At 65.8% G+C, this 24919-nt stretch carries 26 protein-coding genes; 15 read left to right on the forward strand and 11 right to left on the reverse strand.

All coding sequences use genetic code 11. The features are described 5' to 3' along the window. Positions 1–122 precede the first annotated feature (122 nt). On the forward strand, positions 123–410 hold the full coding sequence (locus ACYU98_RS03385) for a DUF1330 domain-containing protein (protein ID WP_460466778.1): 288 nt from the start codon (positions 123–125) through the stop codon (positions 408–410). Between the two features lie 10 nt (positions 411–420). On the opposite strand, the gene ACYU98_RS03390 is transcribed toward ACYU98_RS03385, so the two are convergent. Then, complete coding sequence (locus ACYU98_RS03390) at positions 421–1077, reverse strand: response regulator (protein WP_460466779.1); 657 nt, start codon at positions 1075–1077, stop codon at positions 421–423. Continuing rightward, positions 1077–2663 carry an ATP-binding protein gene (locus tag ACYU98_RS03395; RefSeq protein WP_460466780.1) on the reverse strand — a complete coding sequence of 529 codons (1587 nt, stop codon included), beginning with the start codon at positions 2661–2663 and terminating at the stop codon, positions 1077–1079. Before ACYU98_RS03395 ends, ACYU98_RS03390 begins: the two co-directional genes overlap by 1 nt. 178 nt (positions 2664–2841) lie before the next feature. Here ACYU98_RS03395 and ACYU98_RS03400 point away from each other — a divergent pair, with 178 nt between their 5' ends. The 3 genes from ACYU98_RS03400 to ACYU98_RS03410 are packed head-to-tail and all read left to right on the forward strand — an operon-like array spanning position 2842 to position 5586. Continuing rightward, complete coding sequence (locus tag ACYU98_RS03400; protein ID WP_460466781.1) at positions 2842–3642, forward strand: ABC transporter ATP-binding protein; 801 nt, start codon at positions 2842–2844, stop codon at positions 3640–3642. Between the two features lie 25 nt (positions 3643–3667). After that, positions 3668–4510 carry an ABC transporter permease gene (locus tag ACYU98_RS03405; RefSeq protein ID WP_460466782.1) on the forward strand — a complete coding sequence of 281 codons (843 nt, stop codon included), beginning with the start codon at positions 3668–3670 and terminating at the stop codon, positions 4508–4510. Between the two features lie 26 nt (positions 4511–4536). Beyond that, positions 4537–5586, forward strand: a complete 1050-nt coding sequence (locus ACYU98_RS03410; RefSeq protein ID WP_460466783.1) for an ABC transporter substrate-binding protein — start codon at positions 4537–4539, stop codon at positions 5584–5586. 231 nt (positions 5587–5817) lie between these two features. On the opposite strand, the gene ACYU98_RS03415 is transcribed toward ACYU98_RS03410, so the two are convergent. Next, positions 5818–6048 (reverse strand): hypothetical protein, encoded by a 231-nt coding sequence (locus tag ACYU98_RS03415; protein ID WP_460466784.1) that lies wholly within the window; start codon positions 6046–6048, stop codon positions 5818–5820. Between ACYU98_RS03415 and ACYU98_RS03420 the strand changes: the two genes are divergently transcribed. The 3 genes from ACYU98_RS03420 to ACYU98_RS03430 all read left to right on the forward strand — a co-directional run bounded on the left by ACYU98_RS03420 (position 6026) and on the right by ACYU98_RS03430 (position 7988). Next, a complete protein-coding gene (locus tag ACYU98_RS03420; RefSeq protein WP_460466785.1) occupies positions 6026–6445 on the forward strand; it encodes a DUF6318 family protein in 420 nt (139 codons plus the stop codon). The genes ACYU98_RS03415 and ACYU98_RS03420 overlap by 23 nt on opposite strands. 158 nt (positions 6446–6603) lie before the next feature. Next, positions 6604–7374 (forward strand): hypothetical protein, encoded by a 771-nt coding sequence (locus ACYU98_RS03425; protein ID WP_460466786.1) that lies wholly within the window; start codon positions 6604–6606, stop codon positions 7372–7374. Beyond that, positions 7371–7988: a hypothetical protein gene (locus tag ACYU98_RS03430; protein WP_460466787.1), complete on the forward strand. Its 618-nt coding sequence runs from the start codon at positions 7371–7373 to the stop codon at positions 7986–7988. The genes ACYU98_RS03425 and ACYU98_RS03430 overlap by 4 nt, the downstream gene beginning before the upstream one ends. Before the next feature lie 103 nt (positions 7989–8091). Here ACYU98_RS03430 and ACYU98_RS03435 read toward each other — a convergent pair whose 3' ends face one another. The 8 genes from ACYU98_RS03435 to ACYU98_RS03470 form a co-directional block, all read right to left on the reverse strand. Then, positions 8092–8556, reverse strand: a complete 465-nt coding sequence (locus ACYU98_RS03435) for a superinfection immunity protein (RefSeq protein ID WP_460466788.1) — start codon at positions 8554–8556, stop codon at positions 8092–8094. Between the two features lie 122 nt (positions 8557–8678). Continuing rightward, complete coding sequence (locus ACYU98_RS03440; protein ID WP_460466789.1) at positions 8679–9179, reverse strand: FBP domain-containing protein; 501 nt, start codon at positions 9177–9179, stop codon at positions 8679–8681. Positions 9180–9282: 103 nt separating this feature from the next. Further along, on the reverse strand, positions 9283–9729 hold the full coding sequence (locus ACYU98_RS03445) for a nucleoside deaminase (RefSeq protein WP_460466790.1): 447 nt from the start codon (positions 9727–9729) through the stop codon (positions 9283–9285). Beyond that, positions 9729–10472, reverse strand: coding sequence for an IclR family transcriptional regulator (locus ACYU98_RS03450; RefSeq protein WP_460466791.1), 744 nt, complete (start codon positions 10470–10472; stop codon positions 9729–9731). Before ACYU98_RS03450 ends, ACYU98_RS03445 begins: the two co-directional genes overlap by 1 nt. Positions 10473–10553: 81 nt before the next feature. Further along, positions 10554–11804, reverse strand: a complete 1251-nt coding sequence (locus tag ACYU98_RS03455) for an aminopeptidase P family protein (protein WP_460466792.1) — start codon at positions 11802–11804, stop codon at positions 10554–10556. 23 nt (positions 11805–11827) lie between these two features. Then, on the reverse strand, positions 11828–12766 hold the full coding sequence (locus tag ACYU98_RS03460; protein ID WP_460466793.1) for a polysaccharide deacetylase family protein: 939 nt from the start codon (positions 12764–12766) through the stop codon (positions 11828–11830). Further along, entirely contained in the window at positions 12763–14292 is a 1530-nt protein-coding gene (locus tag ACYU98_RS03465) for a purine-cytosine permease family protein (RefSeq protein WP_460466794.1), read from the reverse strand. Before ACYU98_RS03465 ends, ACYU98_RS03460 begins: the two co-directional genes overlap by 4 nt. Before the next feature lie 251 nt (positions 14293–14543). Further along, entirely contained in the window at positions 14544–15188 is a 645-nt protein-coding gene (locus ACYU98_RS03470) for a GntR family transcriptional regulator (RefSeq protein WP_460466795.1), read from the reverse strand. 162 nt (positions 15189–15350) lie between these two features. Here ACYU98_RS03470 and glyA point away from each other — a divergent pair, with 162 nt between their 5' ends. The 8 genes from glyA to ACYU98_RS03510 all read left to right on the forward strand — a co-directional run bounded on the left by glyA (position 15351) and on the right by ACYU98_RS03510 (position 24655). Beyond that, on the forward strand, positions 15351–16622 hold the full coding sequence (gene glyA, locus ACYU98_RS03475; protein ID WP_460467406.1) for a serine hydroxymethyltransferase: 1272 nt from the start codon (positions 15351–15353) through the stop codon (positions 16620–16622). Further along, the gene (locus ACYU98_RS03480; protein WP_460466796.1) at positions 16622–17842 is read left to right on the forward strand and encodes a sarcosine oxidase subunit beta family protein; all 1221 of its coding nucleotides are present in this window, start codon (positions 16622–16624) and stop codon (positions 17840–17842) included. Before glyA ends, ACYU98_RS03480 begins: the two co-directional genes overlap by 1 nt. A 19-nt stretch (positions 17843–17861) precedes the next feature. Beyond that, complete coding sequence (locus tag ACYU98_RS03485; protein WP_460466797.1) at positions 17862–18185, forward strand: sarcosine oxidase subunit delta; 324 nt, start codon at positions 17862–17864, stop codon at positions 18183–18185. Then, on the forward strand, positions 18182–21100 hold the full coding sequence (locus tag ACYU98_RS03490; RefSeq protein WP_460466798.1) for an FAD-dependent oxidoreductase: 2919 nt from the start codon (positions 18182–18184) through the stop codon (positions 21098–21100). The genes ACYU98_RS03485 and ACYU98_RS03490 overlap by 4 nt, the downstream gene beginning before the upstream one ends. Then, a complete protein-coding gene (locus ACYU98_RS03495; RefSeq protein ID WP_460466799.1) occupies positions 21093–21701 on the forward strand; it encodes a sarcosine oxidase subunit gamma in 609 nt (202 codons plus the stop codon). The genes ACYU98_RS03490 and ACYU98_RS03495 overlap by 8 nt, the downstream gene beginning before the upstream one ends. Continuing rightward, positions 21701–23092 (forward strand): L-serine ammonia-lyase, encoded by a 1392-nt coding sequence (locus tag ACYU98_RS03500; RefSeq protein ID WP_460466800.1) that lies wholly within the window; start codon positions 21701–21703, stop codon positions 23090–23092. Before ACYU98_RS03495 ends, ACYU98_RS03500 begins: the two co-directional genes overlap by 1 nt. Further along, complete coding sequence (gene purU / locus ACYU98_RS03505; RefSeq protein WP_460466801.1) at positions 23086–23961, forward strand: formyltetrahydrofolate deformylase; 876 nt, start codon at positions 23086–23088, stop codon at positions 23959–23961. The genes ACYU98_RS03500 and purU overlap by 7 nt, the downstream gene beginning before the upstream one ends. A 76-nt stretch (positions 23962–24037) precedes the next feature. Then, the gene (locus ACYU98_RS03510) at positions 24038–24655 is read left to right on the forward strand and encodes a LysE family transporter (RefSeq protein WP_460466802.1); all 618 of its coding nucleotides are present in this window, start codon (positions 24038–24040) and stop codon (positions 24653–24655) included. Positions 24656–24919 lie beyond the last annotated feature (264 nt).

A 24919-nucleotide genomic window follows, 5' to 3' on the forward strand; every position in this document is an offset into this window, starting at 1 on the left:
TCGGCTCGGCACCGACTACGACGCGATCCAGCAGACGATGCTGTTCCCTGGCACGGCGCTCGATGATCCCGACAGCTTCCTGGCCGAGATGAACGTCAGCGCAGGTTCGCTAGCGTCACACCATGACTGCTTACTGGATCAGCACCTACTTCGAGATCCGCGACCCGGCGAAGATGGCCGCGTACGCCGAATTGTCCCCAGCCGCGATCACCGCGGGCGGGGGCCGGTTCCTGTCCCGCAGCAAGGCGGAGGCCGCTTTCGAGGAGGGCCGCCTGGAGCGCTCGGTGTTGATCGAGTTCGACTCGGTCGAAGCCGCCGTCTCCTGCCATGACAGCGAGCTCTACCAGCAGGCGCTCGCGGCGCTGGGTGACGGTGCGTTGCGCGACATTCGGATCGTTCCCGGAGTCTGAGCGGGACGGCCTAGCGCCAGGAGTATTGGTGCTCCGGTCGGCCGGTCGACCCGTAGCGCATCGCCACCTCGACCTTGCCATCTTCGGCGAGCGCGGCGAGGTAGCGCTGTGCTGTTGCGCGCGATACACCCACGAGATCGGCGATCTCCACCGCGGTACGAGGTTCGCCGGCTTGTTGCATCGCCTCCCGGATCAGCCGCGCGGTCACCGGTGACTGACCCTTCGGCGTCTGTGGCCGGTCGCCTTCGTGGAGGGCGACGAAGGCGGTGTCGATTCGGTCCTGGGTGAGTGTGCCCTTCCCGATCCGGGAGACGTAGCGTTCGTACGCCTTCAGTCGGGCGTGCAGTGATTCCCGGGCGAACGGTTTGACGACGTAGTTGAGCGCGCCGCGACGCAGCGCCGTACGGATGGATTCGGCAGAGGAGTCGGCGGTCACCATGATCACGTCGGCGTGTTTGATCAGGTCGGTGATGACGTCGGTGCCGAGGCGGTCGGGCAGATAGGTGTCGAGCAGCACCAGATCGACGGCGTTGGCGCCGACGGCGGCGAGCGCATCGGCTGCGTCGTGGGCAACGCCGGCGACCGCGAAACCGGTCAGCGCGTCGACGTAGGCGGCGTGCACCTGGGCCACCCGGAAGTCGTCGTCAACGACGAGCACCTTGATCATCAGTCATCCTCCGGATCGGTGATTGAGTCCGCGAGGACTCCGGGTAGGCGCGCCACGAAAACGGTCATCGAGTCGCCGTCGCCGGGGGAGACGAGCTCGAGGGTTCCGTCGAGGCGGCGCGCCGTCTGCCGGGCGATCGCCAGCCCCATGCCCCGGTCGTCGCCCTTGGTTGAGAAGCCGTCGGTGAAGATCGTCGCCACGTGGTCGGGCTGGATGCCGCTGCCGGTGTTGGCCACCGAGATCACCAGGTCGCTGCGGTCGGTGAGCAGGTCGACGACGACCTCGCCGCCCGCGGGCGTGGCGTCGATCGCGTTGTCGACCAGATTCCCCAGCACAGTGACGACCTCGACTGGCGCCACCATCTTCCGCGGCACGTAGCTCTCCTGCGACAGGCTCAGGTGCACGCCGCGTTCGGCCGCATGGGCGCTCTTGCCACCGAAGAATGCGCGAATCGTGTTGGACCGCACCGCATCCGGGCTGATCGTCGATTCGACGAGGGGCCCGACGGAGCCGTGCAGGTAGTCCAGCGCGTCGTCCGGTGATCCGGTTTGCAGCAGCCCGAGGATGGTGTGCATCCGGTTGGCGAACTCGTGTCGTTGGGCGCGCAGCGCACCGGTCATATTGCGCACCGACGCCAGTTCCGAGGTCAGCTGTTCGATGTCCGTCTGATCGCGCAGGGTGAGCACGCTGCCCAGGGAGCGGTTGCCTTGGCTCACCGTACGGTGTCGGGCGATGAGCACCCGCGAACCGGACACGGCCGTCAGCTGAGCATCGCTGCGCTCGACGAACACCCGTTCCAGCCGAGCCGGCAGCCCGAGATCGGTGATTGCCGTTCCACGTTCGATGGGTAGGCCAAGTAGTTGCTTGGCCTCGTCGTTGGCCATCGTCACCTGGCATTGCGGGTCGACCGCGAGGACACCCTCACTGATGCCGAAAAGCACCGCGTCGTGTTCCCGCAGCAGGTCGGCCACCGCATCCGGCTCGAGACCGAACAGGCCGCGTTTCAGCCGCCGAGCGAGCAGCGCGGTGAGGAGCGCGCCGACTGCGATCGCGACCAACCCAACCGGGATCGCAGTGGTCAGCAGGGCGGTGAGCGCGTGGTTGATATCGGTCGCCGCGAACCCGACGCTGACCTCTCCGACGATCCTTCCGGCCGAGTTGCGCAGCGGCACCTTCCCGCGCGCCGAAAAGCCGAGCGTTCCTTGCTCGATGGAGGCAACTTCTTTGCCGCTCAATGCTTCCCGTGGGTCGGTGGAGACCACTTTGCCGATCTCTGCCGGCGTCGGGTGAGCCAACCGGATGCCGTTGCGGTCGGTGATCACCACGAACAGGGCACCGGTCGCGTTGCTGTCGCGCAGCGCGATCTGCTGCACCTCGGATTGCTTCTCCGCAGAGACCAGGTCGCCGAGTGACGGGGTGGCGGCGACGGACCGGGCGACGGCGAGCGCGCGCTGTTCGTACTGGTGGTTGAGGCTGGAGCGGAGCATCAGGGTGACCGCGACCAACGACACCAGACCCAGGGTCAGCAGAACGCCGACCTGGAGCAGCATCATCTGCCGGGTGAAGGGCAGCCGTCGGCGGGTCACGGGCGTTGAGTCTAGGTCCGCAACCCATGATCCAGACCGCAGAGCAGAATGCGCAAAACACGAAGTACGTGCTGATTCCGGCTATCGCTCACAAGCACGACAGCGCGCTGCGTCGACTCCTAGCGTCCTCTCCAGTTGATCGAACGTGACCCACGTCACGCAACGGAAGGAGGTCGCGATGAGTCTTGTCGAACTCGCTCACGCCACCAAACGATTCATGAATTCCTCGGGTGGTCTGCACACCGCCGTCTCCGACATCTCGATGTCCGTCGAAGCCGGTGAGTTTGTCGCCGTCGTCGGACCGACCGGTTGTGGAAAGTCCACGACCTTGTCGCTGGTGTCGGGTCTCGAGCCAGCCTCGGAAGGAACCGTCACCGTCGCCGGCAAACCGGTGCAGGGCATCCCGGACGGGGTCGGCTACATGTTCCAGGCCGACGCGATGCTGCCTTGGCGCAGCGTTCTGGGCAACGTCGCAGCCGGACCGATCTGGCGCGGCGTCGACACCAAGAAGGCCCAGGGTCAGGCGCGTGAATGGATCGAACGCGTCGGTCTCAAAGGCTTCGAGAACTACTACATGCACCAGCTGTCCGGCGGCATGCGCAAGCGCGTCGCGCTGGCTCAAACGTTGGTGAACAACCCTTCGATCCTGCTCATGGACGAGCCGTTCTCGGCGCTGGACGTTCAGACCCGCGCGCTCATGCAGAACGAACTGCTGAACCTGTGGTCCGACACAAACGCCGCGGTCATCTTCGTCACCCACGACCTCGAAGAAGCCATCACGCTCGCCGACCGAGTGATCGTGATGACCGCCAGCCCGGCCCGGGTCAAGGCCGTCTTCCCGATTGACCTGCCACGCCCGCGCAACGTCGAGGAGATCCGAATGACACCGGAGTTCATCACCACTTACCGCGAGATCTGGAAGTCGCTGTCCTCCGAAGTGGAAATCGCGCGTACGACGGGAGCCGGCCGTGTCGCTTGATACTGCACCTGCCGATCGGACGGTCGTGGACCCCAGCATCGAGGAGAAGGTCGGCCTCTCGGCTCGGCAGCGCGTGCGCCGCCACAAGACCGTGGTCTACATCCTCCGCGTAGTCCTGCTGGTCGCGGTCCTCGGCCTCTGGGAGTTCTCGGTCAATCAGTGGCTGGACGCCTTCACCTACTCCAAGCCCTCGCTGATCTGGGACAAGCTCGTCACCTGGTTCACCGACGGCACAGCGAACGGGTCGATCTGGCTCAACATGTCCTTCACGCTGCGCGAGGCGGTCTACGGCTTCATCCTCGGCTCGCTGCTCGGCATCATCTGCGGGATCGTCCTCGGCCGTTCGCGGCTGCTGGCCGAGGTGCTGCAGCCGTACATCCAGGGCATGAACGCCGTTCCGCGCGTGGTGCTGGCCGCCCTGTTCGTCATCTGGTTCGGCCTCGGCATGACCAGCAAGGTCGCGACCGCGCTAGTGCTGGTGTTCTTCCCGGTGTTCTTCAACGCCTACCAGGGCGCTCGCGAGGTCGACGGAAACCTGGTGAACAACGCCCGGATCCTCGGTGCATCGCGCTGGAACGTCATGCGCTCGATCGTGGTTCCGAGCGCGACCTCGTGGATCCTCGCCTCGCTACACACCGCGTTCGGATTCGCTCTGATCGGCGCGATCGTCGGTGAATACACCGGGTCGACACACGGCATCGGACTGCTGATCAACACCGCGCAGAACTCGTTCGACTCCGCCGGTGTGTTCGCCGGGATGCTCATCTCCACCGTGATGGCGCTGGTCGCCGAGATCTTGCTGGGGGCCGTCGAGAAGCGGCTGCTCAAGTGGCGCCCCACCACCGGGCAAACCGCCCTTCAGGTCTGAAAACCATTCTGAGACAAGGAAAAACCATGAACAAAACTGCCCGTACGCTCGCCGTCGCCCTCGTCGGCTCCACCCTCGCCCTCAGCGGCTGCGCCACCAAGAAGGACTCGTCCTCGGGCACCTCCGGTGGGTCCAGCCCGAAGGTGACGATCATGGTCGGCGGTGCCGCCAAGGTCATCTACATGCCGGCGAAGCTGACCGAACAGCTCGGCTACTTCAAGGAACAAGGCCTCAACGTCGAGCTCGTCGACACTCCGGCCGGGGTGACCGCCGAGACCGCGCTGCTGGCCGACCAGGCGCAGGGGGTCGTGGGTTTCTACGACCACACGATCGACATCCAGGCCAAGGACTCCAACAAGTGTCTGGAATCGGTCGTGCAGTTCGCGAACGTGCCGGGTGAGGTCGAGGTCGTCTCCAAGAAGGCCAAGTCGTCGATCACGACGCCCGCCGACTTCAAGGGCAAGAAGCTGGGTGTCACCAGCCAGGGTTCGTCGACCGACTTCCTGACCCAGTACCTCGCCGGGAAGTCCGGTGTCACCACCGCGAACTACACCACCGTCAAGGCCGGCGCCGACTCCACCTTCATCGGTGCGATGAACTCCGGCGGCATCGACGCCGGCATGACGACCGACCCGACGGTGGCGCGCCTCACGCAGAAGGGTGACGCCTCGGTGTTGCTCGACATGCGCACCGTCGAGGGAACCAAGAAGGCGCTCGGTGGCCTCTACCCCGCGTCGTCGCTCTACATGTCCTGCGACTGGGTGAACTCCCACAAGGACGTGGTGCAGAAGTTGGCCAACGCGTTCGTGAAGACGCTGAAGTACATCAACACCAACAGCGCCGACACCATCGCCGAGAAGATGCCCGCCGACTATGCGGGATCCGACAAGAAGCTCTACATCCAGGGCATCAAGGACTCCAAGGGCATGTTCACCCAGGATGGTGTGATGGATCCGGAGGGTGCCAAGAACGCCCTCCAGGTGCTGGGTTCGTTCAGCGTGAACGTGAAGCCGAAGAAGGACTCCATCGACCTGTCGAAGACCTACACGACTGAGTTCGCCAAGGCCGCCAAGTAGGACGGTTGCTCTCGCAGGCTCATCCCTGCTGAAGTTCGCGACCTGACGACCAGGGAGCCCCGGTTTTCGGGGCTCCCTAGTCGTCGTTGGGCTGACCTTCAGCGAGTGGGGAAGTTCCGGCTGGGGTTTCTTTGCCAAGTCCTTACCTTGTGAAATCGGGGTGCGGTCGCTCGAAGTGGGCACGATGCGTGGAGCTTCAGCGCGAGAGGGAGGTCGCGAAGTGTCCATTCGTCACCCCAGATTGATCCTGTCCACCGTCGGCCTGCTGGCGTCGGCCGCCATCACCAGCGGCTGTTCGGGCGGCTCGACAGGCGGGTCGAGTTCATCGAGCTCGCCCGCCACATCAAGTGCAAGCACGACCACCACGACGTCCGCAGCGCCGTCGACATCGACCAGCAGCCCGGCGACGAGCAATGCGACGTACGCGGGTGCGCCCAGCGTGCCTGAGCCGGCGAAGTTCAAGACGGATGCGGGGGCGATTGCGTTCGCGAAGTACTACTTGGAAACCGTCAACAAGGTCGGCCAGTCGCCGAAGGTTGGGGTGCTTGAGGCGCTGGCTTTGCCGTCGTGCAAGACGTGTGCGAACCAGCAGGGAAGCGTTAAAGACTGGGCGGCAAACAAAGAGCGAGTAAGTGGACCGCAGTTCCAGGTCGTGTCCGCGCACCGGGTTGAGGGCCGGGCGGGGACTGTTGTGAACGTGATTTGCAAGCAGCCGCTCACCTACATAGTTAGCGGGGATGGCGCATCGGCCAGCCCGGAGCCCGTGGCGGGTCCGTTCGGCGAGGTATTCGACCTTGCATGGACGACAGCCGGATGGCGTGTGCAGACGCTCAAGTTCGACGCCTCGGCGAGCCATTGATGCCGAACTGGCGACGACACCAAGCAGCTGGGATGGTCCTGGCCATTGGCGCATTCACCGTCTGGGGAAGCCAATCAACGGCGGGTGCGGCCGTGCGTTCCACGGGATGCCGCGGAGCAACCTGCGGCTCCATTGGGGGTGACGGCGGAGATTTCGGGATGACGGAACGCGAGACCAAGTCCCTCCCCAAGTACAAAAAGGCCACCGCCGCACCGGCGCCGGGCAAACCGGTCGTACAGATCCCGTACAAGTACACGACCCGGATGGCATGCCCCGCCAACGACCCCGCGAAGACTGAAGAGTTCTCCTGCATCGCCGCACTGACCATCTGTGAGAACGCCGGGCGGCCGGGGCCATTGAGTCGGATCTATCGCCGGGAGGAGGAGCCGGGCAAGCCGCCGACGGGCTGGGTGGTGGCCGGAACGACCTGCTATCCGAGCGACGTTCCGAACTCCGACCGGCGACCGCAGCTGACGATGGCGATGATCCGCAGCGAATGGGCCCGCACTCCGTTCGCCAAGCCGACGGTCTCGATGCAGCCGGTGGGAAACCGTACGCTGGTGACGCTCCCGACCTATTTCGCGCTCGGCTATCCGGCCGTGGGGTTCGAGCCGGGGGAGGTCCGGGCCGTGACGATGCTCGGTCACCAGGTGCGGATCAAGCCGACCTTCAAATCGAACGCGTTCAGCTTCGGCGATGGCGCAGGCAGTGGCGCGACACCGTCGGCCGGCGGCGTCTACCCGACCGGGGACATCACCCATGCCTATAAGAAGGCGGGCAGTTACTCGGTCAGCGTTTCAACGACGTACGGCGGGCAGTTCAGCGTCGACGGTGGCGCGTTCGCCGACATCCCCGGAACCACCACGATCACCGGACCGGTCGCCACCTTGCAGGTCGTCACCACGCGCAACGAGCTGGTCAACGAGTGACCCGCACGGTCGATCGTTTCGAGGGGCGCATCCTTGGCGCAGGCTCCACCAGCGGCGTACGGGTGGTCGTTGGGCTGTGGGACCACTCGCCACTCGGGTCGTTCGCGGACGTGATGCTGGCCGATGCGAACCACCGGCGACTGCTCCTCGCGCCCAACCCTGAGGTCGCCGACTACGTCGCGCTCACCTACCAGTTCGACGAGGTCGTCATCGGCCACGTGGCGGTCGATGCGGGGGAGCAGAAGTGGCGGGTGCAGGCACCCGATCTGGATGTCGTGTTCGATCTCGGCGGCCGCACCCCGACGGGACGTTTCCTCGGCCTGCTGCCTCGTTCGGTCGCGACCAGCCGGGCGCTTGCGATCGTCGCCGATCCGGTGGCGCGGCGTATCCACCCTGGGGTTCGCACGGTCGGTTCCGCCGGCAACGGCAGGCGCGAGTTCTATGGGGCCATCGATCAGCGCGCCGTGGTCGGCCTGCGCGGCAGCTGGCATGGCGCCGACCTGGGACAGCTCGCCAAGGTCTGGCCGCCACCGGACTTCGGATTCAGTTCCACCCCGGCCAGCCCTTCGGTGACGACGGTGACGACCACGGTGACCGTTGATGGAAATTCGTGACCGCGCGTCTGCCCGAGAAAGCTAGCGTCGCGGCCGTTTTGCTGGCGCTCGTGCGTGGGCATGAGGAAGGCCCCGCCGGGCCCGCACCTCGCGAAGGACGCGCTCAGCGGTAGTAGTTCGGCGGCCCGTTGAATTGGTTGACGACCACGGTGTGTCGTGACCGCTCGGTGCCGCAGGCCATCACCAGCGCGATGATCCAGCCGATCACCGACCAGCCGAGGAAGAAGTTGAGCAGGCCGATCGTGGCCTGGTCGGACTTGTTGCGGGTCACGGCGACCGCCCACGGAACCATGTAGAGACCGCTGAACAGGGCGACGATCCAGGCCACCGCGATCAGCCCGCCCGAGGCGGGTGGTGCTGTGGTCATGAAGTAGGACTGCGGCTGGGCGTAGCCCGGTTGAAACGCCGGCGCGTAGGGCTGCTGGCTCGAATAACCCTGCGGCGCGTACCCGCCCGGAGCGTAGGACTGCACCGGTTCTGGGTAGTAGGGCTGCTGCGGGATCGGCGATGTTGGGTTGTGCGTGCGACCCTCGATCGGCTGGGTGTAATAGCCGTCGTTCATGGACATGTGTGACCTCCCCTTGTCTGCCTGAACGGTAGCGGGAACCTGTGGGATCGGCAGGGGTTTCGACGCTGATCCTGGGCTCCTGCCTCGCTACGGATCCGGCTCAACCAACGGGGGTGGGGCTGTCAGTCGGTCAAAACTTCGCCGATGAAGTGGCGGGAGCGTTCGAGCAGGACGTCGATCCGGCGCGTCATCCAGCGCTCGCGGTCCGTGGGGTCGTCGCTGCCGACCTCGGAGACGGTCGGGGTTCGACGTACGTTCGCCGAGCAGCCGAAGTTGGTGCAGATCGAGGTGCCGATCGTGTTTCCCTTGCGGCCAGCGGCTCCGGCCCGCCGCGCGACATAGAGCAGGGCGTCGTCAGCGGTCACGGTGTCCTGACACCACGAACACAGCATCCGGCGGCGCAGCTTCGTTGGCGGCGCGGTTCGCAACAGCACCCCGACCGGCCCGTCGTCGGTCTCCACCACGACATAGGCGAGCTGTGGCCGCTTCTCGTCCCGCCACCCGAGCAATTCGATGCGGTCCCACGGGACTTCGTCGAGTCGGGGGAGGGTCGCCTGGCTTACCTCGCGCTTGGAGGTGTTGACGAAACTGGCCCGGATCTCGGCCTCGGTGAGCGGCTGCATGCCCCGAGACCATCACATCGGCTCGCTGCCATCAACCTGATTAGTGCGGCGATCGCTGTGGCCCTGACGACGCCGAAGCCCGGCGCGCGAATACCGGCCGACGTCAGTCGCCTTCGCCGATGTCTTCGGCCCACACCCGCGGGAAGTCCCGCTGGAAGTTGCTCATCAGCTGCCGACAGCGCGGGTCGTCGACCAGCGTGACCTCGACCCCGCGCGATCGCAGCCAGTCGAGCTCGCCGGGGAAGGTGGTGTTCTCGCCGACCACGACGTGGGGGATCCCGAACTGCACGATCGCTCCGGAGCACATCGCGCAGGGCGCCAAGGTCGTATAGATCGTCATCCGCCCATACGCCGTCGAGCGGCCGGCCGCGCGCAACGCGTCGATCTCGCCGTGAGCGGTCGGGTCGCCTTGCTGGACCCGCTGGTTGTGGCCGACGGCGATCACCTTGCCGTTCAAGGTCAGGCAGGACCCAACGGGCACTCCACCCACCGCGGCAGATGCGGCCGCTGCGTCGACGGCCCGGTCCAAAGCTTCGGCTGACCAGTCCATCAGCCGGCCGTCCGAACGAATCCGCCGAGGCTGGTGGTCAGGTCGTCCGCCGCCGTACGGCAAGCCTTGACCAACGCTTCAACATCGGCGCGGTAGCGCGGGGCGGAGATCAATACCGCTGCGACGACCTCGTCGCGATGATCGCGCACACCGGCGCAGACGCCGATTTCGTCGGGTCTGGACTGTCCGACGTTGACCGATACACAGTCCTTGTCGTCGGCGCGCAGTTCGTCGAACTGGCGGCGGGACGTTTTCATGGTGGAGAGCAAGTCGGAGACTTGGTCGTCGGGCAACTCGGCCAGGAACACCCGTACGCAGGATGATTCCGGGTCGTCATAGCGGGTGCCGAGCTCGGCGGAGTGTTTGATCGGCAGCGGCGACGCAACCTGCTCGACCGAGACCGCAGCGGTTCCGTCCCAGAGCATCAGCGAACTGGTCTCCTGAGTGTCGGCGGTCAGCTCGCGCAGAATCGGCAGCGCGGCGCGGCGGACATCGAGGTGGCTGAGCAGCGAACCGGCAACGCTCAGCAGACCAAGCGCGAGCCGGTATTTCTTCGACAGTGGATCCTGCTCAACCAATCCCTCGGTTTCGAGCGTGACCATCAGCCGCGACACCGACGACTTGTGAAGTCCGACCAAGTCGGCGATCTCGACAACGCCCAGCACCGGCCGATCCGGACTGAAACAGCGCAGCACCGTCATCGCTGTGGCGATCGGCGATGATCCCCGCCCGTTCGACGTCATTGTCGTTCCCCTTTTTCAGTGAAGCGAAGTGCGGGGCGGGTTCGGACAGAACCCACCCCGCACGCGACTTTAGTGCGCTGGTCAGGCCGTGATGATGTTCTTTTCCGGGCCGAACGGGAACTTGGTGATGTTCTCCGCGCCGTCCTCACCCACGACAAGAATGTCGTGTTCGCGGTAGCCACCCGCGCCCGGCTGACCGTCCGCAACAGTGATCATCGGCTCCATCGAGACGACCATGCCCGGCTCGATCACGGTGTCGATGTCCTCGCGCAGTTCCAGGCCGGCTTCGCGACCGTAGTAGTGCGACAGGACGCCGAACGAGTGGCCGTAGCCGAACGTACGGTTGGCCAGCAGGCCGTAGCCGACGTAGATCTCGTTGAGCTGCGCGGCGATGTCCTTGCAGACAGCGCCCGGCTTGATCAGCTCCAAGCCGGCGCGGTGCACCTCTACGTTGATGTTCCACAGCTCCAGCGAGCGGGCGTCCGGCTCCCCGAGGAACAGGGTGCGCTCCAGAGCGGTGTAGTAACCGGAGGTCATCGGGAAGCAGTTGAGCGACAGGATGTCGCCGTCCTGCAGCTTGCGCGTGGTCGCCCAGTTGTGCGCGCCATCGGTGTTGATGCCCGACTGGAACCACACCCAAGTGTCACGAATTTCGCTGTCCGGGAACGTCTTTGCGATCTCGTGGACCATCGCCTCGGTGCCCGCCAACGCCACCTCGTATTCGGTGATGCCGACCTTGATGGCGTTGCGGATGGCTTCGCCGCCCAGGTCGCCGATGCGAGCGCCATGCTTGATGACCTCGATCTCCTCGGCCGACTTGATCATCCGCTGGCGCATCGCCGCCTGCGAGACATCGACCAGGGCAGCGCCGTCGAGCGCGTCGGCCAGGCGCTGACGCAACATGACCGGCAGGGTGTCGTCCTCCACACCAACCCGGGTGGCCTTGATCTTGCGCTCCTTCAGCGCCTCCTGGATCGCGTAGTAGTAGTTGTCGCGTCGCCAGTCGGTGTAGACGATGTTCTCCCCGTACGACCGACGCCACGGCATGCCGGCGTCGATGTTCGCGGTGATCGTGACGGTGTCGTCGGGGGTGACGACCATCGCGTACGACCGCCCGAAGTAGGTGAACAAGAAGTCGCTGTAGTACTTGATCGAGTGGTACGACGTCAGCACCACGGCATCGAGCTTCAGGTCCTGCATGATCGAGCGAAGGCCGGTCAGGCGACGCTCCAGTTCCGCATCGCTGAAGGTGAGCGGCACCTTCGCGCCGTTGTGCAGGACCTTCAGGCGTTCGAGGTCGGCAACCGTGGTGGGGCTGGCAGTGGTGGACATGGTGTGGCTCCTTGCGTGTTGATTCAGAGGTTGTCGCGGGTGGGTGACTGCGGGTGGCCGTCCGGCCCCTGTCCGGGCTGAGGCCCGGGGTCAGGGATCTGGCGGTGCACGCGAGCGTCCGTCACGACGGTTCGGGTATGTGCGGCGATCTCCGCCAAGGTGGTGATCCACCCGCCGGGCAGGTCCTTGAGGTGATCGATCAGCTCGGAAAGCGCTGCGATCCGGGTCGGCCGGCCGGAGATGAACGGGTGGTTGGTCAACACCCAGCAGTTGCCAGCCGCGGCGGCGACATCCGCTTCGTACGACCACATCTCCAGCGCCTTGTGGGGCGACTCGATGATTCCGCTGCCGGTCCACTCGGGGTAGAAGGCGAACTGTTCCCAGTCATCCATGGCCCAGTCGACCGGGATCTCCACCAGGTCGCCGGGGGCGTCCGCGGCTGACCGGAAGCGGTAGGGAACATCGCCATCGAGCAGGCTCGAGTCGTAGGTGAAACCGCGTTCGAGCAGCAGTTCGGTGGTGCGGTAGTTGTATTCCCACCACGGCGCCCGATAACCGACCGGTGTGACACCGACCTTGGCCAGACTCTCCAAGCCGCGGTCGAGCATCTCCGCTTCTTGGGCGTCGGTGAGCGCGGTGGTCTTCTCGTGCATCCACCCGTGGTGGGCGATCTCGTGGCCACCATCGACCAGGCTGCGCACCATGTCCGGATAGAGGTCGGCGGTGTAGCCCGGCACGAAGAACGTGGCGCGAATGTCGTGGTGGGCCAGCAGAGCGAGCAGCTTGGGCACAGCGACGGTCGGACCGTAGTGCTGGTGAGTCATCAGCGACATCCGCTTGTGGAACGTGGAGTCGAAGGCCAACGCCCCGGATTCAGCATCGACGTCGAAGCTGAGCGTCGCGGAGAACTTCTTGCCCTCCGGCCAGGCGAACCCGGACTGCGGGTGGAAGGGGGCCGTCATGCAACGACCTCATCGCGGGTGGCCTGGTTCAGCTCGCAGGACTCGAGCTCGGCGACGGCCTCGTGGTCCGGGATGCCGTCGCGCAAACCCAGCGGTATGCCGGCGTGGATCCGGGCCTTGAAGCGGCGGTAGCCGGCGAAGAAGTAGATCGTGCCGGAGGTCAGCGAGCCGGCCAACCAGGAAAAGTCTGCGCCGCCCATGGCGCGGGCCGCCGGTCCCTGCAGGGCCGAGATGCCGCCGTACATGAACATCCAGGTCATGAACAGACCGCAGACGAACGCGATGATGGCGTATTTGTTGACCGCCTTGAGATGGGTGTCCTTCGGGTCGGTGAACAGGTAGTCGAAGTTGCGGTGGTGGCGTTCGAAGATGAAGTAGTGGACCGCCATGATGCCGCCCCACGTCGCAACCCAACCGGCGATGGCGACGAGCCAGGTGTCGACGACGGTGGCGAAGTTGCCGGCGAACATGAACCCGATGACCGCGATCATCGACAGGGCACCGACCAGTAGCGACAGCTTGCGGCGGGAGATCTTGATGTCCAGGGCCTGGCTGGCAACGCTGAACGTGTACATGTTGATGATGTTCGTGGCGACCGGGCCGTGCAGAACCAGCAGGATGATGGGGATCGCCATGGTGCCGAAGTTGCCCGCGATCAGCTCGCCGGGGTCGGCCTTGGGGTTGGTGGTGGCCAGCGATGCGCCGAGCGCGCCCAGCCAGATGACCGGGATGAACTGACCCAGAACGCTGGCGAAGTAGAGCTTGCCGCGCGGAACGGTGCGGCTGACGAAGCGGGAGTAGTCGGGGGCGTAGGTGTACCACCCGATGCCCCAGCCGATACCGATCGCGGTCATGATCGCCGACATAGTGGCGAACCGTTCGGAGCCGTGCAGGTTGGCGCCGGCATAGCTCCAGTTCACGTCGACCTTGGTCCACGCGAGGATCGTCATGATCGTCAACACGACCATCGTCGGGGGCATCGACCAGCGCTCGAAGGCGGCGATGGCGCGGTAGCCCATGAAGCAGATCGTGACCTGCACGACCATGATCACCGCAGCAACCGCGATCCGAGCGGCGTAGTTGTGGGCGTGCGGGTCGACCCAGCCCAGCAGGCCGAACAGGCTCATCACCAGGTCGAGGATGATCCAGGTGTTCACCGCCGCCCACCCGATGGCCACGGTCGCCTGGACCGCTGCGGGCAGATAGGCACCCTTGCGACCGAAGGCGCCGCGCGAGAGCAGCATCCCGGTGGCTCCGGAGCGTTGGCCGAGCAATACGAAGAAGCCGAAGCCGAGCATGCCGATCAGGTTTCCGAGTACCAACACGATCATCGTGTCGCTCATGCTCAGGCCCAGTTGGATGCCGAGAGCACCAAGGATCCAGTTGATCGGAGCGACGTTCGCGCCGAGCCAGATCCAGAACTGGCCGGAAACCTTGGTGGTGCGTTTGGATTCTGGAATCGGCTGCAGGACGTCTTCGACGTCCGCGGTCGATGCCTCCCCCTGTGGAGTGGTGTCAATCTGCATGCGGGGGTTCGCCTTTCGTGAGGGCGGGAGCAAACGCTCCCCGTCCCGGGGGCGGGCCGACAACTTCTCGCGACGTTGCGAGGAAGGCCCGGGACGCGATCGGTTCAAGTGTGAGTTGCAACACATGCAACCGCGTTGCAAAGAAAGGTACGAGGGGCGCCCGGCGCGGGTCAAGGGTTACCGGTAGGTAATTTGCCCGACGGGTGTTTCGGGTGGAGGACGACCGATCAACTTCGGTTCGCCCTGAATCGTCAGAGAACGGTGCGGATCCGCTGTTCGAAGTCGTCCATGTGGGCAACCATCAGCGATTCCGCGACCGCCGCGTCGCCGACCACCACTGCGTCGAGCAGCTCGACATGTTCGGTGACGTGACTGTCGACGTGGGTCAGTCGCGGCGCGGCCACCGACCAAATCCGGGTGGCCAGGTTGCCGTAGCGCTCCAGGGCCGTCCGCAGGTGGTGATTGTGCGTGGCGCGATAGATCGCGTGGTGCACCTGCAGGTCCAGATTCATCGCGTCGCGGGCGGGGATGTCGGGTCGCACCTTGCTCAGCTGGGCGCGCATCTTCTTCGCCGCCGCACGGTCGTCGGCGTCAGCGCGTTGCGCAGCGAGCCGAGCTGCGAGCGGTTCGAGGGAGCGGCGGATCTCGGAAATTTCGGTGAGGGCGGTGATGTCTACCGGGCTGGCGAAGGTGCCGCGCCGGGGATAGGTCACCACCAAATGATCGGACTCCAGGCGCTTGAGGGCTTCCCGCAACGGGGTGCGCCCGATGCCGAGGCTGCCCATCAGGTCTTGCTCGTTAATCGGGCTACCGGGGGCGATGTCGAGCAGCACGAGTCGCTCGGTGAGCGATTCGTACGCCGTCCTGCTCAGCGATGTGCCGGTGGAGTTCGCCATCGGAAGTTACTCCTGCGTCGGGGTTGACAGTGATCCAGACCACACCTAGCTTAGCCGACAACTGATATATCAGTGTGCAGATCAGCGATCACTTCGTACGGAGGGAGAACCCGCGTGGTTCCCGAGCAGACGGCGTTGCGCCACACCGCATTCGATGCGGACATCCAGCAGTTCGACCCGCAGGTCGCAGCCGCTCTTGGCCAGGAACTCATCCGCCAGCAGACCACGCTGGAGATGATCGCTTCGGAGAACTTCGCCCCGGTGGCGGTGCTCCAGGCGCAGGGTTCGGTTCTGACCAACAAATACGCCGAGGGTTATCCCGGCCGGCGCTACTACGGCGGCTGCGAGAACGTCGACGTCATCGAGTCGCTGGCGATCGAGCGGATCAAGTTGCTGTTCGGCGCTCAGTTCGCCAACGTGCAGCCGCACTCGGGCGCCCAGGCCAACACTGCCGTCTACTTCGCGCTGCTTCAGCCGGGCGACACCATCCTCGGGCTCGACCTGGCCAACGGCGGCCACCTGACCCACGGGATGAAGATCAACTACAGCGGCAAGATGTTCGACGTCGTGCCCTATCACGTCGACGAGCAGGGCCTGGTCGACATGGCCGAGGTCGCCCGCCTGGCTCGCGAACACCGGCCCAAGCTGATCGTGGCGGGCTGGTCGGCCTATCCGCGGATCCTCGACTTCGCCGCCTTCCGTGAGATCGCCGACGAGGTCGGCGCCCTGCTGATGGTCGACATGGCCCACTTCGCCGGGCTGGTCGCGGCCGGGCTGCACCCCAACCCGGTGCCTCACGCTCACGTCACCACCAGCACCACCCACAAGACGCTCGGCGGCCCGCGCGGCGGCATCATCCTCACCGACGACGCGGCGATCGCCAAGAAGATCAACTCCGCAGTGTTCCCCGGGATGCAAGGCGGTCCTTTGGAACATGTCATCGCCGCCAAGGCGGTCAGCTTCAAGGCTGCGGCCGCCCCCGAGTTCCGCGAGCGACAGGAACGCACCCTCGCGGGGGCCCGCATCCTGGCCGAGCGGTTACTGCAAGCCGACGCGGCATCTCACGGCATCCGGGTGTTGTCCGGTGGCACCGACGTGCACCTCGTGCTGGTCGACCTGCGGGACTGCCCCCTGGATGGCAAGCAGGCCGAAGACCGACTCCACTCGGTCGGTATCACGGTGAACCGCAACGCTATTCCCAACGACCCCCGGCCCCCGATGGTCACCTCGGGGCTGCGGATCGGAACGCCGGCACTGGCCACCCGCGGCTTCGGCGAAGCTGAATTCGTCGAGGTTGCCGACATCATCGCCGAGGCGCTCTGCATCGATGACATTGACACAGTTGCTGCGCAGCTCACGGCCCGTGTCACGGCGCTCGCCGAACGCTTCCCGCTCTACCCGAACCTGACCCCAACCGCTGTTAAGGAGGCGTGATGAGCCAGCGCGAACTTCCGCCGCACCCCAGCTTTTTGTGGCGTAACCCCGATCCGAGTGACCAGTACGACGCGGTCATCGTCGGTGGTGGCGGCCACGGCCTGGCCACCGCCTACTACCTCGCCAAGAACCACGGCATCACCCGCGTGGCGGTGCTCGAGCGCGGCTGGTTGGCGGGCGGCAACATGGCCCGCAACACCACGATCATCCGCAGTAACTACCTGTGGGACGAGTCGGCCGCGATCTACGAGCACTCTCTCAAACTGTGGGAGGGCCTGCAGGAAGAGCTCGGTTACGACGTCTTCTTCTCCCAGCGCGGAGTGTTGAACCTAGCCCACACACTGCAAGACCAGCGCGACTCCGTACGCCGGGTGGAAGCCAACCGGCTCAACGGCGTCGACGCCGAATGGGTCGACCCGCAGCAGGTCAAGGAACTCTGCCCGATCATCAACATCAACGACGACATCCGTTATCCGGTGATGGGCGGCACCTACCAAGCTCGGGCCGGCATCGCCAAGCACGACTGGGTGGCCTGGGCGTATGCCCGCCGCGCCAGCGAGATGGGCGTCGACATCATCCAGAACTGCGAGGTCACCGGCTTCATCAAGGAAGGCAACAAGGTGGTCGGGGTGCGCACCAATCGTGGTGACATCAAGGCCGGCCGGGTCGCCCTGGCAGCGGCCGGACACACCTCGACGCTGACTGAAATGGCCGGCTTCCGGGTTCCCATCCAGTCGCATCCCCTACAGGCGCTGGTCTCTGAACTGCACGAGATCATTCATCCCACCGTCGTGATGTCGAACCACGTGCACGTGTATGTGTCGCAGGCACACAAGGGTGAGCTGGTCATGGGAGCCGGGGTCGACACGTACAACGGCTACGGCCAGCGTGGTTCGTTCCACGTGATCGAGGAGCAGATGTCGGCTGCGGTCGAACTGTTCCCGGCGTTCTCCCGGGCTCACCTGCTGCGCACCTGGGGCGGCATCGTCGACGTGACATTGGACGCCTCGCCGATCATGGGGCTGACCCCGGTCGACAACCTCTACGTCAACTGCGGCTGGGGCACCGGCGGCTTCAAGGCGGTTCCCGGCGCGGGCACCGCGTTCGCCCACACCATCGCCCACGACAAGCCACACGATCTCAACCGACCCTTCGCCCTCGAACGCTTCGAGACCGGCGCCCTTATCGACGAGCACGGCGCCGCTGCCGTGGCCCACTGACGGACAAGGAGGCATAACGATGCTGTTCATCAACTGCCCGCATTGCGGCTCACGCCCCGAGGACGAGTTCGGCTACGGCGGCCAGGCTCACGTGGCCTACCCCGAGGACCCCTACGCCCTGAGCGACCGCGAATGGGCCGAATTCCTGTTCTACCGCGACAACCCCAAGGGCAGCTACCGCGAGCGGTGGGTCCACTCGGCGGGCTGCCGCAAGTGGTTCAACGCCGTACGCGACACGCGAACCTACGAAATCGCCGAGACCTATCTCGGCCCAGCTCCCACCACCTCCGACCCCGCGTCCGACTCGCAGTCGGCCGTCATCTCCCAAGGAGCGTCGTCATGACCGCGCGCCGCCTCGACTCCCGCTCCGGCCCCGCCGTCCGGTTCACCCTCGACGGCCAGCCGCTCGACGGGCGGGTGGGCGACACTGTCGCCTCTGCCGCGCTCGCCAATGGTGTTGTCCGCGTGGGAAACTCGATCTATCTCGGCCGCCCGCGTGGTGTCTTCAGCTGCGGCGTCGAGGAGCCGAACGCGTTCGTTCGGTCTGAGGGCGCGTACGGCGAATCGATGCTCCCGGCGACCACGCTGGAACTCGTCGACGGCCTCGACCTGACCTGGGAAGACGGCATCGGCACCCTCGATCAGAATGTCGATCCAGCCGAGTACGACCACCTGCACGTTCACACCGACGTCGCCGTGATTGGCGCCGGTCCGGCCGGTCTGGCCGCGGCGCGCGCCGCAGTCGCGACCGGAGTGCGAGTCACCCTGCTGGAGCAGGACTTCGCGCTGGGCGGCTCGCTGCTCGGACGTCCCCAGGAGATCGTCGAAGGCAAGCCGGGCGCTCAGTGGGTGGCCGAGGTCAGCGCGCAGTTGGCGGCCGCCGAGAACTGCCGGATCTTGACCCGCAGTGGCGTGTTCGGCAGTTACGACAACAACTACCTGCTCGCGCTGGAGAAGCGCGTCACCGACCAGGGGCGCCCGGGAGTCTCCCGGCAGCGGGTCTGGCACATCACCGCAGGTCGAGTGGTTCTGGCCACCGGCGCCTTCGAGCGACCGCTGCTGTTTGCCGCCAACGACCTGCCCGGCGTGATGATCGCCTCCGCGGGCCAGAACTACCTGGGTCGCCACGGCGTCTTGGCCGGTCAGCAGGTCGTGGTGTTCACCACCAACGACTCGGCGTACGGCGTCGCGGCGGATTTCGCCGCGGCCGGTGCGCAGGTGACCTTGATCGATTCCCGCGATCAGGCCGGAGCAGAAGCGCCGGCCGGTGTCGACGTACGCCGTGGTCAGCATGTGGTGCAGGCCCTCGGTGACGATGCCGTCACCGGAGTTCTTGTCGCAGCGGCCGGTTCGGTCGATGGCGCCCAGGAACTCCCGGCCGACCTGCTGTTGGTCAGCGGAGGGTGGTCGCCCAACGTGGCACTGCACTCCCAGCGCCAGGGTGCGATCCGTTGGGACGACGACCTGGTCGGCTTCCTGCCTGGTGATGCAGTTCGTAACCAGGCGCTCGCCGGGTCCCTGACCGGCTCCTACGACACCGACCTCTGTGTTGCCGAAGGCACTACAGCTGGCGTCGGTGAAGCGGTCTCGACGACCGCCGAGCAGCGCCAAGCCATGGCCGGGGTCACCGACAGCCTGTGGCTGATCCGCAACCCCGACGACACCCTGGAGACCCACTTCGTCGACCCGCAGCGGGACGAGACCGCTGCCGGCGTGGTGCGCGCAGTCGGCGCCGGAATGCGGTCGGTGGAACACGTCAAGCGCTACACCTCGATCAGCACCGGGCTCGACCAAGGCAAGGTCGGCGGGGTGCTGACCATCGGGCTGCTCAGCCAGTTGCTCGACGAGGACGACATGGCCTCGATGCCGGCCGGCCAGCCGGGTCAGGACGTCGGCGACGGTGCCGAGGACGGCGAGCTGAATGAGGGTGGCCACGCCACTACCGCGAAGCGACGCCCCAGCCCCGGGTCGATCGGCACCACCACCTTCCGTGCCCCGTTCACCCCGGTCGCCTTCGCGGCGCTGGCCGGTCGGGCCCGCGGTGAGTTGTATGACCCCGCCCGAATCAGCCCGGTGCAGCAGCGTCACGTTGAGGCGGGTGCCGCGTTCGAGGACGTCGGCCAGTGGAAGCGTCCGTGGTTCTTCGCTCAGGACGGCGAGGACATGGATGCTGCGGTCGCCCGTGAATGCAGTGCCGCGCGAACCGGGGTCGCCTACATGGATGGCACCACCCTGGGCAAGATCGAGGTGCGCGGACAGGACGCCGCGGAGTTCCTCAACCGGATCTACACCAACGCCTTCGCCAAGCTCGCCGTCGGCAAGCAACGTTACGGCGTGATGTGTAGCCCGGACGGCATGGTCTTCGATGATGGCGTGAGCTTCCGACTCGCCGACGACCGCTTCCTGATGACCACGACCACCGGTGGCGCCGCGAAGGTGCTCGACTGGTTGGAGGAATGGCACCAGACCGAGTGGCCCGGGCTGGACGTCTGCTTCACCTCGGTGACCGAGCAGTGGACCACCATCCCAGTGGTCGGGCCCAAGTCTCGTGAAGTCATCGCGGCGATTGCCCCGGACCTTGACGTGTCTAAGGAAGGCTTTGAGTTCATGGCCTTCCGTGACACGACGCTCGCGAACGGGATCCCGGCGCGCATCGCCCGGGTGACGTTCTCCGGTGAGCTGGCCTACGAGGTGAACGTCTCTGGCTGGTTCGGTGAGGCAGCCTGGGACGCGATCACTGCGGCCGGCCAGCCGTTCGGGATCACGCCCTATGGCACCGAGACGATGCACGTACTGCGCGCCGAGAAGGCCTACCCGATTGTTGGGCAGGACACCGACGGCACAGTCACCCCGCAGGACCTCGGGATGGGCTGGGTGATCTCCAAGACCAAGGACTTCATCGGCAAGCGGTCCTACGCCAGAGCCGGTCACGTGCAGGAGGGGCGCAAGCAGTTGGTGGCACTCTTCCCGGCCGACAAGAGCCTGCGACTGCCGGAGGGCAGCCAGGTCGTCGAGACCCAACACGCGCCCGCCGAGCCGCTGAAGGGGGTTGCGCCACAACCGATCCCGATGCTCGGTCACGTCACCTCCAGCTATCACAGCGAGGCGCTGGAGCGCACTTTCGCCCTCGCGTTGGTGCGTGATGGTCGATCCCGAATCGGGCAGCAAGTCATGGCGTCGTTCGGTGGGCAGTTCGTGCCCGTCGAGATCGCAGATGCCGTCGTCTACGACAAGGAAGGAGCGCGTCGCGATGGTTGATCGACGCAGTGTTCTGGAGTTCCGCCGCAGCCCGTTGGGTCGGCTGGAGCAGGAGTTGGTGCAGGGCAGCAACGCCGCGGTGAGTCTGCGGGAGATCCCGTTCCTGGCGCAGATCGGGTTGCGGGCGGTGCCCGGCAGCGCGACGTACGACGGTCTGGCCGCCAGCTTGGGCGGCCCGCTGCCGAGCGCGGTCGGTCAGGTCACCCACGTCGGCGAAGACCGTGACGTGCTGTGGCTCGGCCCGGACGAGTTCTTGCTGATCGCCCCGGACGAAGCCGATGGTGGGCCCAACCCGACCTCGTTGGCTAGTGAGTTGGAGCGCTCGCTGGGTAACCTCCCCGGCCAGGTCGTCGACCTGTCCGCGAACCGAACCACACTGGAGCTCAAGGGTTCTCACGCGCAGCAGGTGCTCGACAAGTCCTGCCGGCTGGACCTCGACCTGGTGTCCTTCCCGGCCGGAACTGCGGTCGTGACATTGCTCGGCGCGGTGGGCGTGATCCTCTGGCGCAGTAGCGCTGACACCTGGCGGATCCTGCCGCGCTCGTCATTCGCGGTTCACGTCGCGCGCTGGCTACTGGACGGGATGAGGGAGTTCAGCTGATGGCGCTGTCGGCTCTCGACCTCTTTTCGGTCGGCATCGGCCCCTCCTCCTCCCACACGGTGGGGCCGATGCGGGCCGGCGCCCGGTTCGTCCGCGGACTGCGTGAGCGCGGTCTGCTGTCGTCTGTCTCGTGCGTACGAGTGCAGTTGTTCGGCTCCCTTGCCGCGACCGGAATTGGTCACGGAACCGACCGCGCCGTCGTTCTCGGGCTCACCGGAGCCGACCCCGAGACCGTCGACGTGGAAGGCGCTTTCGCCGATTTCGAGCGGATTTCCCACTCGGGACGCCTGTTGCTCGGCGGGGAGAAAGAGATTGCCTTCGACACGCAACAGGACCTCGAGTTCAATCTCAAGGCGCTCCCGCGCCACCCGAACGGGATGCGCTTCCTGGCTCGGAACGCGGCCGGTGAGCAGATTGGCGCCGCCGAGTTCTATTCGGTCGGCGGGGGATTCGTCGTCGCGGCCGACGACGGCCCGGAGCTGGGCGACCAGGGACCGAGCGTGCCCTTCGCGTTCACCAGCGGTGATGAGCTGCTGCGCCGGTGTGCCCAGCTGAATGGTTCGATCGCCGACGTGATGCTGGCAAACGAGGCGGCGTTCCGGCCGGAGGCGGAGACCCGCGAGCGGCTGCTGCATCTGTGGGCTGTGATGCAGGAGTGCGTCGAGAACGGCTGCACCCGGGAGGAGAGGTTCCTGCCGGGCCGGTTGGGAGTGCGCCGGCGAGCCCCCGATCTGCGTCGCCGATTGCGCGAGCATGAAGCGAACGTACGGGCACAACACGGCAACATGGACGACCCGTTGTGGGCGATGGAGTGGGTGAACCTCTATGCGCTCGCCGTCAATGAGGAGAACGCCTCCGGCGGCCGAGTGGTGACGGCTCCGACCAACGGCGCCGCCGGGATCGTTCCCGCGGTGTTGCACTACCTGACCCGGTTCGTTGCCGACGTCGACGACGAGGCGGTGATCGGCTATCTCCTGACCGCCGCTGCTATCGGCATTCTGTTCAAGGAACGGGCCTCGATCTCCGGCGCCGAGGTCGGCTGTCAGGGCGAGGTGGGCTCAGCCTGCTCGATGGCGGCCGGCGCGCTGTGTGCTGCCTTGGGCGGGACACCCGCGCAGGTGGAGAACGCCGCCGAGATCGGCATCGAACACAATCTCGGCCTGACCTGCGATCCGGTCGGCGGTCTGGTGCAGGTGCCTTGCATTGAACGCAACGCGATCGCCTCCGTGAAGGCGATCAACGCGGCACGATTGGCTTTGTACGGCGACGGTGACCACCGCGTCCACCTCGACCAAGCGATCGAGACGATGCGGCAGACCGGCAAGGACATGTTGAGCAAATACAAAGAGACATCCCGCGGCGGGCTCGCGGTCAACGTCATCGAATGCTGAGGGAGACCGCCATGGAGGCGTCCTACGTCTTGACCGTCGATGGTCCGCAACGGCGCGGACTGCTGCACGAACTGACCGGCTCGTTGGTTGAGTTGGGCGCGGACATCCGCGAGCTGCAGCAGTTCGACGATCACCTGGGCGATAACTACTTCGCCCGGTTGGAGTTCAGCGTTCCGCAACAGAATGACCCAGGGCAAGACGGTGTCGAGGCGCGGTTCACCACGCTGTGTGGGTCGCTCGGGCTGAATCATCGGCTGCGGCCCTCGGGCAGCAAGGTCCGAACCTTGGTGATGGTCTCCAAGTTCGATCACTGCCTCAACGACCTGCTGTTCCGGGCCCGTTCCGATGACCTGCCGATCGAGATCGTGGCCGTGGTGTCGAACCACCCCGACGCGCGCGACCTCGTGCAGTGGCATGAGATCCCGTTCTTCCACGTTCCGGTGACCAAGGACACGAAGGCTGCGGCAGAGGCGCGGCTGCTGGAATTAGTCGCCGACCACGACGCAGAGCTGGTGGTGTTGGCCCGCTACATGCAGATCCTCAGCGATGACCTCGCCCGGCAGCTGACGGGTCGAGCGATCAACATCCACCACTCCTTCCTGCCGAGTTTCAAGGGTGCCAAGCCCTATCACCAGGCCTGGGAGCGCGGAGTGAAGACGGTCGGGGCCACGGCTCACTACGTCACCGCCGACCTCGACGAGGGGCCGATTATTTCCCAGCAGGTGCAGGAGGTTGACCACTCCTACGAGCCCAACGACCTGGTCGCCGCGGGGCGTGACACCGAGTGCAGGGCCCTGACCAATGCGGTGCGTTGGCACTGCGAGGGGCGGGTGGTCGCGGCCGGCCACCGTACGGTCGTGCTGCGCTGAGGGGTTCCGATGGGTTCGCCGTCTCACCGATGCAGCCGGGTGCGCGAGGTGGGTGCATCCTCTCTATCCTGCGTACATGTCGTGGTCGGTCTGGCTGACCCTGGTGGCGGCCGGGGCTCTCATCTCCTTCACTCCGGGTGCAGGTGCAATCAACACCATGGCGAACTCGTTGGCTGCAGGGTGGGGGCGCTCGATCTGGGGAATCCTCGGGCAGCAGATCGCGCTGGTGATTCACATCGCGATCGTCGCGGCGGGGGTCGGCGTGATTGTTGCTGAGTCGTCGTTGCTCTTCGACGTCATCCGTTACGCGGGCGCGGCCTACCTGCTCTATCTCGGTGTGCGCCAATGGCGTTCGCGGACAGTCGATGTCGAGGAACAGTCGACGGCGCAAGAGTCATGGTGGTCGATGATGCGGCGGGGTTTGTTGGTCAACCTGACCAACCCGAAGGCCGTCATCTTCTTCCTTGCCTTCATGCCGCAGTTCATCCGCCTGGAGCGGTCACTGCCGCGGCAGTACACCGTGCTTGGCGTGACGGTCGTGGCGATCGACGTGCTCGTGATGTGGTTCTTCTTCGCGGTTGCAGCCCGGGGACTGCAACGGCTGACCCGCAGCGCTCAGGGGCAGCGCCGACTGAACCGGTTCTTCGGAGGGCTGTTCGTCGGTGTCGGGGCGTTGCTGGCCACTGTGCACTGAGAAGCCACCGAGTCGGCACGCCGGATCGGTGCGACGGACTGGCCGCAGGTCACTCGGTGTTGCACCTCCGGTATGTCTTTGGACCTCGAGGTCCATTCGTAGCGCTGATCGGGTCGTTGTCCGGTGCCCCGGCATGAATCGGCTGCATGTGTGTCGACGACGATCGTTTTCGGCTCGCAACGCGCCGGGCGCGTGGGTCGGTCCAGTGCCAGGTTCGAAAGTCGGCGCGATGTGACTCGCTAACGTCCCGTCCGCTGTTTCGAA

Source organism: Calidifontibacter terrae (assembly GCF_054778835.1).